We start from the raw sequence: 10,729 nt of genomic DNA on the forward strand, positions 1-10,729 counted from the left end.
GGATCCTCCTCGGCGCAGGTCGGGTGCGGTGGACGGGGGAGCTGGGAGAGACGGTGGAAAGGGGTCAGGTCGTGTCCGGGGCCGCCAGGCGGTGCACCGCGGACATCGGTACCGGCAGCCATTCGGGGCGGTGCCTTGCCTCGTAGAGGACCTCGTAGATCGCCTTGTCCGTCTCGTAGGCGCGCAGCAGGACGGGGTCGGTGCGCGGGTCACTGCCGCTGACCTCGGCGTATCCGGTGCAGTACGCGGCCCGGCAGGCCTCGGCCCACTCCGGTGCCGGCGGGCCGCCCGCCGAGTGCGCCGCGTAGTCGAAGGAACGCAGCATCCCGGCGACGTCGCGCACCACCGGCTGGGCCATCCGCCGCTCGGCCAGCGGTTTCGCCGGCTCGCCCTCGAAGTCGATCAGCCACCACTGTCCCGAGGGGGAGCGGAGGCACTGCCCGAGGTGGAGGTCGCCGTGGATGCGCTGGGCGGTCCAGGTCCGGCCCTCGGCCGCCAGATCGGCCAGCGCCTCGAACGCGGAGCGCAGTCCCGGGACGTACGGTCCGAGCGCGGGCACCGCCTGCGCTGCCGACTCCAGGCGCTCGGTCATGCCGTGCACCAGGGATGCGAGCTGCATGTGGCCGAGGGTGACCGTGGGCAGAGCGCGGGCCAGCGCGGTGTGCACCTCGGCGGTGGCGCGGCCCAGCGCCCGCGCCTCGCCGCTGAAGTCCTCGCCCTTGGCCAGTTCGCGCAGTGCCAGCTCCCAGCCGTCCGAGGCGCCTTGCAGGAAGGGCTGGAGCACTCCGAGCACATACGACTCGCCGTCCAGCTCCGCCGTCATCCACGCCGTCGGCGGCGGCACCCGCGAACAGCCCTCCCGGGCGAGGGCGAGCGGCAGTTCCAGGTCGGGGTTGACGCCGGGCAGGACCCGGCGCAGCAGTTTCAGGATGAACGTATCGCCGTAGACCACCGACGAGTTGGACTGCTCGGCGGTGACCACGCGGGGTACCAGGTCGGGGCGTATCTCGTCCCGCCGTTCGAAACGGAGCCCGCCGATGCGGGCCCGGGTGCGCAGTGCCTCCAGGATCACCTCGGCGGGCCGGGGGTCGTACAGGGCGTCGTACACCGTGCGGCCGGCGAGCGGGCCATCGTGCACATGGCCGATCAGCGCGGGCGCCAGCCGTGGGGGCAGCGCCTCGCGCACGCCTATCAGCAACTGGTAGCAGTCACCGGGGTGCGGGACCGTGCCGTGCACGGGCGAAAGCGGCTGGTGGGCGCGTACGAGCAGGTGGTACAGGCCCAGCTTCCGGTCGCCCGGCAGCAGCTCGGTGGCGGCGACCAGCGAGAACCCCGTCACCGGTCGGCCCTTGCCCGCGAACCAGCGCTGCCGCGGCAGCCACTCCCGCAGCAGGGGGTCCAGTGACGCGAGCAGACCGGGGCTGGTGGTGGTGACGGAGCGTGTGACGGCTTGCGACATGGCGTCCGACATGGCGTCGCGTCCAATCGCTGGTCGGGTGTGACTGACGCGTGCCCACGGGCGGGGCGGAGGAAACGCCCGCCCCGCCCCGGGTACCGTGAGCCACTTTCACGCGACGGCGTCCCGGCGCAGCCGGAACCAGTAGAACCCGTGCCCCGCCAGGGTCAGCAGGTACGGCAGCTCCCCGATGGCCGGAAAGCGCACCCCGCCGAACAGCTCCACCGGATGCCGTCCGTGGAACGCGCTCAGGTCCAGCTCCGTGGGCTGGGCGAAGCGGGAGAAGTTGTGGACGCACAGGACCAGGTCGTCCTCGTACTCGCGCAGGAAGGCGAGGACGGCGGGGTTGGAGGAGGGCAGTTCGGTGTAGGAGCCGAGCCCGAAGGCGGGGTTCTGCTTGCGGATCTCGATCATGCGGCGGGTCCAGTGCAGCAGCGACGAGGGCGAGGACATCGATGCCTCGACGTTGGTGACCTGGTAGCCGTAGACCGGGTCCATGATCGTGGGCAGGTAGAGGCGGCCGGGGTCGCAGGAGGAGAAGCCGGCGTTGCGGTCGGGGGTCCACTGCATGGGGGTGCGCACCGCGTCGCGGTCGCCGAGCCAGATGTTGTCGCCCATGCCGATCTCGTCGCCGTAGTAGAGGATCGGGCTGCCGGGCAGGGAGAGCAGCAGGGCGGTGAAGAGCTCGATCTGGTTGCGGTCGTTGTCCAGCAGGGTGGCAAGGCGGCGGCGGATGCCGATGTTGGCGCGCATGCGGGGGTCTTTGGCGTATTCGGCCCACATGTAGTCGCGTTCTTCGTCGGTGACCATTTCGAGGGTGAGCTCGTCGTGGTTGCGCAGGAAGATGCCCCACTGACAGGTGGCGGGGATCGCGGGGGTCTTGGCCAGGATCTCGGATACGGGGTAGCGGCTTTCGCGTCGGACGGCCATGAAGATGCGGGGCATGACGGGGAAGTGGAAGGCCATGTGGCACTCGTCGCCGCCGGCGGCGTAGTCGCCGAAGTAGTCGACGACGTCCTCCGGCCACTGGTTCGCCTCCGCCAGCAGCACCTTGTCGGGGTACTGGGTGTCGATCTCCTTGCGCACCCGCCTGAGGAACTCGTGCGTGGCCGGGAGGTTCTCGCAGTTGGTGCCCTCCTGCTGGTACAGATACGGCACCGCGTCCAGCCGGAAGCCGTCGATGCCGAGGTCCAGCCAGAACTTCAGTGCGGAGATCATCTCCTCCTGGACGGCCGGGTTCTCGTAGTTGAGGTCCGGCTGGTGGGAGAAGAAACGGTGCCAGTAGTACTGCTTGCGGACCGGGTCGTAGGTCCAGTTGGACGCCTCCGTGTCGACGAAGATGATCCTCGCGTCCTGGTACTGCTTGTCGTCGTCGGCCCACACGTAGTAGTCGCCGTAGGGGCCGTCGGGGTCCTTGCGGGATTGCTGGAACCACGGGTGCTGGTCGCTGGTGTGGTTCATGACGAAGTCGATGATCACGCGCATGCCGCGCTGGTGGGCGGCGTCGACGAACTCCACGAAGTCGGCCAGGTCGCCGAACTCGGGGAGCACCGCGGTGTAGTCGGAGACGTCGTAGCCGCCGTCCCTGAGCGGCGACTTGAAGAACGGCGGCAGCCAGAGGCAGTCCACGCCGAGCCACTGGAGATAGTCGAGTTTGGCGGTCAGGCCCTTCAGGTCGCCGACGCCGTCGCCGTTGCTGTCCTGGAAGGAGCGGACGAGGACCTCGTAGAACACGGCACGCTTGAACCACTCCGGGTCCCGGTCCTGGGCCGGAGTGTCTTCGAAGGTGTCCGGAACGGGTTCATTGACGATCATGTTGTGGGTGACCCTCCGATCTGCGGGGTGGACGGTCGCAGGACGGTGAGGACGTGCGCGGGCCGGTGGCCCGGCTCGAGACGCACATAGTTGGCCCTGCCCCAGTGGTAGGTCTCGCCGGTGAGCTCGTCGCGCACCGGCATCGACTCGTGCCAGTCCAGGCCGAGTTGCGGCATGTCCAACGAGACCGTGGCCTCCTGGGTGTGGTGGGGGTCGAGGTTGGCGACCACCAGAACCGTGTTCGATCCGCTCCGCTTCGAGTAGGCGATCACCGCGTCCTGGTCGGCGTGATGGAAGTGCAGGTCCCTGAGCTGCCGCAGGGCCGGACTGCGTCGGCGGATGTCGTTGAGTTTGGTGATGAGGGGGGCGATGGTGCGGCCCTCGCGTGCGGCGGCCGCCCAGTCGCGTTGTTTCAGCTGGTACTTCTCGGAGTCGAGGTATTCCTCGCTGCCGGGTTTGAGGGGGGTGTTCTCGCACAGTTCGTAGCCGCTGTAGATGCCCCAGGAGGGGGCGAGGGTGGCGGCCAGGACGGCGCGGACCTCGAAGGCGGGACGGCCGCCGTGCTGGAGGTAGGCGTGCAGGATGTCGGGGGTGTTGGTGAAGAAGTTCGGCCGCATCCAGGCCGCCGCCTCGCCCGACAGCTCGGTCAGGTACTCGGTGAGTTCCTGTTTGGTGTTGCGCCAGGTGAAGTAGGTGTAGGACTGCTGGAAGCCGGTCTGGGCCAGGGTGTGCATCATCGCGGGCCGGGTGAACGCCTCCGCCAGGAAGATCACGTCCGGGTCGGTGGCGTTGACGGCGGCGATCACGCGTTCCCAGAACACCACGGGCTTGGTGTGCGGGTTGTCGACGCGGAAGATCCGCACCCCGTGGTCCATCCAGTGCCGCAGCACGCGCAGGGTCTCGGCGATCAGGCCGTCCATGTCGGCGTCGAAGGCGATGGGGTAGATGTCCTGGTACTTCTTGGGCGGGTTCTCGGCGTAGGCGATGGTGCCGTCGGGCCGGTGGTGGAACCACTCGGGGTGCTTGTGGACCCAGGGGTGGTCCGGGGAGCACTGCAGGGCGAAGTCCAGCGCCACCTCCAGGCCCAGCTCGGCGGCGCGGGCCGTGAAGTGGTCGAAGTCCTCCAGGGTGCCCAGGGCGGGGTGGAGGGTGTCGTGGCCGCCCTCGGGGGAGCCGATGGCCCAGGGCACGCCGACGTCGTCGGGGCCGGCGTCCAGGGAGTTGTTGCGGCCCTTGCGGAAGGTGGTGCCGATGGGGTGGACCGGGGGCAGGTAGACGACGTCGAAGCCCATCGCGGCGATCGCGGGCAGCCGGCGGGCGGCGGTGCGGAAGGTGCCGTGCGGCTGCTCGGGGGTGCCCTCGGAGCGGGGGAAGAACTCGTACCAGGACCCGTACAGCGCCCGCTCCCGCTCGACCAGCAGGTCCAGGGGCTCGGAGGCGGTGACCAGGTCCCGCAGCGGACGGCGGGCGAGGACCGCGTCCACCTCCGGCGTCAACGCCGCCGCCAGCCGGGCCGCGGCCGGCCGGTTCTCGTCCCGCAGCGCCGCCACGGCGGCGTCCAGGGTGTCCCGCTCCGGCCCGTCGGGCACTCCGGCGGCGGCGCGCTCGTACAGGCGCGCGCCCTCCTCCAGGACCAGATCGGTGTCCAGACCGGCGGGGATCTTGATCTGCGCGTGGTGCCGCCAGGTGGTGACCGGGTCGGCCCAGGCCTCCACCTGATACGTCCAGTGGCCGGGGGGCCCGGCGGTCACGGTGGCGCCCCAGCGGTCGGTGCCGGGGGCCAGTTCGCGCATCGGCGTCCATGGGCCGGCCCGGCCCTCCGGATCGCGCAGGACGACGTTCGCTGCCACCGCGTCGTGACCCTCACGGAAGACGGTGGCCGAGATCTCGAACGATTCTCCGGTCACCGCCTTGGCGGGCCTGCGGCCGTGCTGGACGACCGGGCGGACGTCGAGGACGGGTATCCGGCCGACGGCCGTGGCACCCCCCGGGGACTGCCCGGCGGCCGGCGAGGTCTCGTGGGGGGCTGCCCGGGTGCGGGCCTGCGCGTCGGCGCCGGGCCGACCGGCGGCGCCGGGGCTGCTCTTGCTGGGTTTCCGTGCTGCTGCCGAGTGGTGCGTGGCGGGCATGACCGCTCCTGTCCGCGTCAACGAGGGTGTGGGCGGATATGTGTGGGGAGGTGGGTCCTGCGTTGCGGGGTGCTGCTGGGTCGTGCGTGGTCCTGCTGTCGGTGTACCGGAGGAGCCTTCCCACCCTATTCGGGTGAGCAATCCGGCACTTTGTTAACTACTCGCGCGTATGTCCAGACACAAGACCGGTCCAGTCCGGACACGGACGCAACAGGGGTCGAACCGGTCTGTTCAGGTCGATGCCGGACAGTGTCCGAACTCAGCGGTGCCCGCACTCGGACCGGTACGGTTTTGTGTGACGGGGCGCACAGCGCAGTGCGTCCATCCAGCGAACGCGCCGAGGTGGCATGTGAAGGCGATCCGTCGGTTCACCGTCCGTCCCGTTCTCCCCGAGCCCCTGCGCCCGCTCAGCGAGCTGGCCCGCAACCTGCGCTGGTCCTGGCACGCCGAGACCCGTGATCTCTTCCAGTCCGTCGACCCCGAGCGCTGGGCCTCCTCGGGAGGCGACCCCGTGCGCCTGCTCGGCAGCGTGCCTCCCGCGCGGCTGGCCGAGCTGGCCGGCGACCGCCGCTTCCTGCGCCGGCTGACCGCCGCCGCCGACGACCTGCACGACTACATGACCGGTGACCGCTGGTACCAGGCCAGGTCCGATGGCCTGCCCGCCGCGGTCGCCTACTTCTCGCCCGAGTTCGGGATCACGGCCGCGCTGCCGCAGTACTCCGGCGGCCTCGGCATCCTCGCCGGCGACCATCTGAAGGCGGCCAGCGACCTCGGCGTACCGCTGATCGGGGTGGGGCTGCTCTACCGGCACGGCTACTTCCGGCAGACCCTGTCCCGCGACGGCTGGCAGCAGGAGCACTACCCGGTCCTGGACCCCCACGAGCTGCCCGTCACCTTGCTGAAGGAGTCCGACGGCGCCCCGGCGAGGATCTCGCTGGCGCTGCCCGGCGGCAAGGCCCTGCACGCCCGGATCTGGGTCGCCCAGGTCGGCCGGATTCCGCTGCTGATGCTCGACTCCGACGTCGAGGAGAACGACCTCGGCGAGCGCGGGGTGACCGACCGGCTCTACGGCGGCGGCAGCGAGCACCGGCTCCTCCAGGAGATGCTGCTGGGCATAGGAGGGGTGCGGGCGGTGCGGACGTACTGCCGGCTCACCGGCCACGCCGACCCGGAGGTGTTCCACACCAACGAGGGCCACGCGGGCTTCCTCGGCCTCGAGCGCATCGCCGAGCTGTGCGACCGGGGGCTGGACTTCGACTCGGGTCTGGAGGCAGTGCGGGCGGGGACCGTGTTCACCACCCACACGCCCGTCCCGGCCGGGATCGACCGCTTCGACCGGGAGCTGGTCGCCCGCCACTTCGGGCCCCACGCCGAGCTGCCCGGCATCGACGTCGAGCGGATCCTGCGGCTGGGCATGGAGACGTACCCCGGGGGCGAGCCGAACCTGTTCAACATGGCGGTGATGGGCCTGCGGCTGGCCCAGCGCGCCAACGGCGTCTCGCTGCTGCACGGGAGGGTCAGCCGGGAGATGTTCGCCGGACTGTGGCCGGGATTCGACCCCGAGGAGGTGCCGATCACCTCGGTGACCAACGGGGTGCACGCCCCGACGTGGGTCGCCCCGGAGGTGTTCCGGCTCGGTGCCCGGCAGGTCGGCGCCCAACGCACCGAGGACGCGCTGACCGTGGGCGGCTCCGACCGCTGGGACGCCGTCGCCGACATCCCCGACCTGGACGTCTGGGAGCTGCGCCGCGAACTGCGCGAGCAGCTGGTGACGGAGGTGCGGAGCCGGCTGCGGGCCTCCTGGCAACAGCGCGGTGCCGGGGCCGCCGAGCTGGGCTGGATCGACGGCGTCCTCGATCCGCAGGTGCTGACGATCGGCTTCGCCCGCCGGGTCCCGTCGTACAAGCGGCTGACGCTGATGCTGCGTGACCGGGACCGGCTGATGGATCTGCTGCTGCACCCCGAGCGGCCGGTGCAGATCGTGGTCGCGGGCAAGGCGCATCCGGCGGACGACGGAGGAAAACGGCTCATCCAGGAGCTGGTCCGGTTCGCCGACGACCCGCGGGTGCGCCACCGGATCGTCTTCCTGCCGGACTACGGCATGGCGATGGCGCAGAAGCTGTACCACGGCTGCGACGTGTGGCTGAACAACCCGCTGCGCCCGCTGGAGGCGTGCGGGACCTCCGGGATGAAGGCCGCGCTCAACGGCTGTCTGAACCTGTCCGTGCTGGACGGCTGGTGGGACGAGTGGTTCGAGCCGGACTTCGGCTGGGCCGTCCCGACGGCGGACGGGGCGGGCACCGACCCGGACCACCGCGACGACGTCGAGGCCGCCGCGCTGTACGACCTGCTGGAGCAGCGGGTCGCGCCGCGCTTCTACGAGCGCGGGCGGGGTGGGCTGCCGGAGCGGTGGATCGAGATGGTCCGCCGGACGCTGTCGCTGCTCGGCCCGAAGGTGCTGGCGGGCCGCATGGTCCGTGAGTACGTGGAGCGGCTGTACGCTCCCGCCGCCCAGGCCCACCGCGCGCTCGGCCCGGACGCGGCGCGTGAGCTCGCGGCGTGGAAGGCGCGGGTGCGGGCGGCGTGGCACGAGGTGACCGTCGACCACGTGGAGACCTCGGCCAGTACGGCCACCGCCGAACTCGGTGCCGCCTTCGGCCTGCGGGTGCGGGTGGGGCTGGGCAGCCTCGGTCCGGACGACGTGGAGGTGCAGGCCGTCTCGGGCCGGGTGGACGAGGAGGACCGCATCACCGACGCCACCGCCGTCCCCCTCAAACCCGCGGGCGCCCCCGACGCCGACGGCCACTGGGTCTACGAGGGCCCGCTGTCCCTGGACCGTACCGGCCCCTACGGCTACACGGTGCGCATCCTCCCCACCCACCGCTTCCTGTCCTCCCCGGCGGAACTGGGCCTGGTGACGGTCCCTCCGGAGGAGGCCGGCGAGACGGCGGGTGTCCTGCTGCGATGACCCGGCCGTCCGGGCCCTTCGGGGCCCGGGCTCCGGCGCGTGCGCCCTGTCCCGGGGCGTCGTCCCCGGATCACGGCTCCGGGATGTCCGCGCACAGTCCGCGCAGGGTCGTGCCGCAGCGGTGGGCGTAGGCGTGTTGCAGGGCGCGGGTGACCGGGCCGGCCGCTCGGGCGTACCACTTGGCGGCGCGGCTGAAGGCGGTGACCGTGAGCCAGACGGTGCCGTCGCCCGTGCGGTCCACCAGGAAGGCCTCCTCACCGCATTCGGGATGGCCGGGCAGGGTGCCGTAGGCCCAGCCGGCGAGGCGGGGCTCCTCCGCCGTCCAGACCACCCGGCAGGGGGCGCGGACCACGCCGGCGAGGGTGACGGTGACGTCGGTGCCGGGCGCGGCCCGGTCGGCGCTCGCCTCGATGCCGACGCCGAGGGCGCGGTGCATCTCCCACGTCATCACGGCCTCGGAGGCCCGGCGGAACACCTCCCTGCCCTCGCCTATGCGGGTGCGCACGAGCAGGGGGTGGAAGTCGGGCGGGCAGTGACCCTGTTCGCGGGTCGCGCCGACCTCCTCGTAGGTGAAGTGTGCCGTCGACATGCGACCCAAGCGTAGGGCGGCCCCCGGAAGGAGTGTCCTTCCGGGGGCCGCACCGTTCAACTAGGCCGAGATCAGGTCACGTTGACGGCGGTCCAGGCCGCGGCGACCGTGTTGTACTCGGTGCTGCTGGAGCCGTACAGCGCCGACGCCGCGTTCAGGGTCGCCGTGCGGGCGGCCTTGTAGTTGGTGGTCGACGTCATGTACGTGGTCAGCGCCTTGTACCAGATCTGCAGCGCCTTGGCGCGGCCGATGCCGGTGACCGTGGCGCCGTTGTACGTCGGCGAGTTGTAGCTGTAGCCGTTGATCGTCTTGGCGCCGCTGCCCTCCGCGAGGAGGTAGAAGAAGTGGTTCGCGACGCCGGACGAGTAGTGCACGTCCTTGCTGCCCACGGTGGAGGACCAGTAGTCGGCGGAGCCGCCGTCCTTGCTGGGCTTGTCCATGTAGCGCAGCGGGGTGCCGTTGCCGTTGAGGTTGAGCTGCTCGCCGATGAGGTAGTTGCCCGGGTTCTTCGAGTTGTTGGCGTAGAACTCCACGCCGGTGCCGAAGATGTCGGAGGTGGCCTCGTTCAGGCCGCCGGACTCACCCGAGTAGTTCAGCTTGGCCGTGTTGGCGGTGACGCCGTGGCTCATCTCGTGGCCGGCGACGTCCAGCGAGGTCAGCGGGTGGGTGTTGCCCGAGCCGTCGCCGTAGGTCATGCAGAAGCAGCTGTCGTCCCAGAAGGCGTTGACGTAGTTGTTGCCGTAGTGGACCCGGGAGTAGGCGGCCACGCCGTTGTTCTTGATGCCGTTGCGGCCGAAGGTGCTCTTGTAGAAGTCCCAGGTCGTCTGGGCGCCGTAGGCGGCGTCCGCGGCCGCAGTCTGGTCGGTGGTGGAGCTGGAGGCGGTGCCGGTGCCCCACACGTCGGTGGTGTTGGTGAACAGGGTGCCGGTGCCGGACGTGCCGCCGGCCAGGTTGTTCGTCTTGTGACCGCCGCGGGTGGTGTCGTACAGCTGGTACGTCGACCCCGACAGGGTGGTGGTCAGGGTGACGGTGCCCGAGTACAGGGTCTTGCCCGTACCGGTCTCGATGCCCTGGTACTCGAAGAGCTTCTTGCCCGTGGCCGCGTCGGTGATGACGTGCAGCTGGTTCGGGGTGCCGTCCTCCTGGAGACCGCCGACGACCGTCTCGTAGGCGAGGACCGGCGTGCCGTCGCCCGCCCAGATGATCTTGCGCGGGGCCTGGTCGGCGGTGGTCTGCTCCGAACCGGCGGCCCGGGCCAGCGTCACGGCCTGCTTCTCGGCCTTGGCGGTGGCGACCTTCGGGGTGAGCGTGGCCACCTTGATGGCCGCCTTGTTCGCTCTGGTCACGCCCTGGGTCTTGCCGGCCTTGGAGCTGTGGACGATCAGGTCGCCGCCGAGGACGGGCAGACCCGCGTAGGTGCGCTCGTAGCGGGTGTGCGTCGTGCCGTCGGCGTCCTGGATGACGTCCCTGACGACCAGCTCCTCCTTGACGCCGAGGCCTATCTCCTGGGCGGTCTCGGAGACGTCGGCCTGCGCCTGCTGGATCAGCGAGGTGCGGGCGGCGGCGGTCAGGAAGGTGGGGGCGGCGGCGAGGTGGGCCGCGCCCGTGGATTCGGCCGTGGTCTGGGCCGAGGCACTGGTGGTCAGACCAGTGCTGAGGAGGGCTCCGGCGGCGACTGCGGTGGCGGCGGCCAGAACGATGCGCTTGTGACGCGCGTAGCGGGGAGTCACACAAGCTCCTTATGTGGGGGTGCCCGGTTCGGCGTGGGGCTG

At 70.9% G+C, this 10,729-nt stretch carries 6 protein-coding genes; 1 reads left to right on the forward strand and 5 read right to left on the reverse strand.

Translation table 11 applies throughout. From position 1 onward, the window contains the following. Positions 1-64: 64 nt before the first annotated feature. The 3 genes from OIE49_RS24650 to OIE49_RS24660 all read right to left on the reverse strand — a co-directional run bounded on the left by OIE49_RS24650 (position 65) and on the right by OIE49_RS24660 (position 5,400). A complete protein-coding gene (locus tag OIE49_RS24650; protein ID WP_326806321.1) occupies positions 65-1,459 on the reverse strand; it encodes a maltokinase N-terminal cap-like domain-containing protein in 1,395 nt (464 codons plus the stop codon). 108 nt (positions 1,460-1,567) lie between these two features. Further along, complete coding sequence (gene treS, locus OIE49_RS24655) at positions 1,568-3,271, reverse strand: maltose alpha-D-glucosyltransferase (RefSeq protein WP_326804178.1); 1,704 nt, start codon at positions 3,269-3,271, stop codon at positions 1,568-1,570. Beyond that, entirely contained in the window at positions 3,268-5,400 is a 2,133-nt protein-coding gene (locus OIE49_RS24660; protein WP_326804179.1) for an alpha-1,4-glucan--maltose-1-phosphate maltosyltransferase, read from the reverse strand. Before OIE49_RS24660 ends, treS begins: the two co-directional genes overlap by 4 nt. Before the next feature lie 349 nt (positions 5,401-5,749). Here OIE49_RS24660 and OIE49_RS24665 point away from each other — a divergent pair, with 349 nt between their 5' ends. Beyond that, entirely contained in the window at positions 5,750-8,368 is a 2,619-nt protein-coding gene (locus OIE49_RS24665; protein WP_326804180.1) for a glycosyltransferase family 1 protein, read from the forward strand. Between the two features lie 70 nt (positions 8,369-8,438). Here the strand turns inward: OIE49_RS24665 and OIE49_RS24670 are convergent, their stop codons facing one another. After that, complete coding sequence (locus tag OIE49_RS24670) at positions 8,439-8,957, reverse strand: DUF1990 domain-containing protein (protein ID WP_326804181.1); 519 nt, start codon at positions 8,955-8,957, stop codon at positions 8,439-8,441. Positions 8,958-9,028: 71 nt separating this feature from the next. Next, positions 9,029-10,687 (reverse strand): M4 family metallopeptidase, encoded by a 1,659-nt coding sequence (locus OIE49_RS24675; RefSeq protein WP_326804182.1) that lies wholly within the window; start codon positions 10,685-10,687, stop codon positions 9,029-9,031. Between the last annotated feature and the right edge of the window lie 42 nt (positions 10,688-10,729).

The organism is Streptomyces sp. NBC_01788 (genome assembly GCF_035917575.1).
Taxonomy (GTDB): Bacteria; Actinomycetota; Actinomycetes; order Streptomycetales; family Streptomycetaceae; genus Streptomyces.

Excerpts from the sequence above, each read along its gene's own strand:
- OIE49_RS24650 (WP_326806321.1), bottom strand. The coding sequence starts at position 1,459 with ATGTCGCAAGCCGTCACACGCTCCGTCACCACCACCAGCCCCGGTCTG.
- treS (WP_326804178.1), bottom strand. The coding sequence starts at position 3,271 with ATGATCGTCAATGAACCCGTTCCGGACACCTTCGAAGACACTCCGGCC.
- OIE49_RS24660 (WP_326804179.1), bottom strand. The coding sequence starts at position 5,400 with ATGCCCGCCACGCACCACTCGGCAGCAGCACGGAAACCCAGCAAGAGC.
- OIE49_RS24670 (WP_326804181.1), bottom strand. The coding sequence starts at position 8,957 with ATGTCGACGGCACACTTCACCTACGAGGAGGTCGGCGCGACCCGCGAA.